At 75.6% G+C, this 1,008-nt stretch carries 1 protein-coding gene; it reads left to right on the top strand.

Annotation, left to right across the window (positions count from 1 at the left end; all coding sequences use genetic code 11):
• Window positions 1-152: 152 nt before the first annotated feature.
• Window positions 153-968, top strand: a complete 816-nt coding sequence (locus ACFWB8_RS37180; protein ID WP_385237785.1) for an RNA polymerase sigma factor — start codon at window positions 153-155, stop codon at window positions 966-968.
• Window positions 969-1,008 lie beyond the last annotated feature (40 nt).

Below are 1,008 nucleotides of genomic sequence, written 5' to 3'. Positions count from 1 at the left end.
TTTGTGTTTGGTGGGTTGTTTTTTGTTTATACGCCACCGCCGCGCGTGGCGCCCGTTTTGTGGGGTGCGGTCCCTACGCCTCGTGCGCCCCGCCACCGCACCTTGCCGTCGCCCGAAGGGGCCCGCGGGCCCTGGAACACACGAGGAGTGTCATGTCCGGCTCTCGTCACACCACGGCCGGTCCCGGGCGCGAGGGCGGGTCCCAGACCCCGCCCCGCGACCGGGACCTCATCCTGCGCCTGAGACGGTCCTACGCCGCCGGCGCGGCGGACCCAGGCGTCTGCGACCTCTTGTACCGGCGGCACAGCGCCGCCGCCCTCGCCTGCGCCCGGGCCTGCTGCCGCGCACCGCAGGACGCCGAGGACCTGGTCTCGGAGGCGTTCATCCGTACCCTCCAGGCGATCCGGTCCGGCGCCGGGCCCCGGGAGCAGTGGCGTCCGTACCTGCTGACCGTGGTCCGCCACACGGCGATCGAGTGGCGGGCCGGCGACGGGCGGACGGTGCTGACGCCCGACGTCGAATCCTGGTGCCCGGCCCCGGCCGGCGGGGACCCGCAGCGCGAGCTGCTGGACAGCGAGGACCGCCGGCTCGTCGCGCGCTCCTTCCGCACGCTGCCCGAGCGCTGGAAGGCCGTCCTGTGGCACACGCTCGTCGAGGACGACTGCCCGCACCCCGTCCCGCTGCTGCTGGGGATCACCCCGAGCGCGGTGACCTCGTTGGCCTTCCGCGCGCGCGAGGGGCTGCGCGAGGCCTACCTGAACGCCCACCTCGAGACCGCGGCCGACGACCGGTGCCGCCACTACAGCTCCGTGCTCGGGGCCGCCGTCCGGCGCCGCGGGGCGCCGCGCGGGCGCGGACTCAGCCGCCATCTGGCCGCTTGCCGGTCCTGTTCCCGGGCGTACGCGGAGCTGCTCGACCTCAACGCCGCGCTGCGCGCCGGCGCGTCGGCCGTACTCGTCGGCCAGTAGGAAGGGGCGGTCCCCGGCCCCCCGCCGCGCAGGCGGGGGG

Source organism: Streptomyces sp. NPDC060031, from assembly GCF_042736805.1.
Taxonomy (GTDB): Bacteria; Actinomycetota; Actinomycetes; order Streptomycetales; family Streptomycetaceae; genus Streptomyces.
Note: the sequence above shows the minus strand (reverse complement) of the source record. Positions and strands in the feature narration are given on the sequence as shown.

Bases quoted from the DNA above. Each gene is read 5' to 3' on its own strand.
- ACFWB8_RS37180 (WP_385237785.1), top strand. From the start codon at position 153: ATGTCCGGCTCTCGTCACACCACGGCCGGTCCCGGGCGCGAGGGCGGG.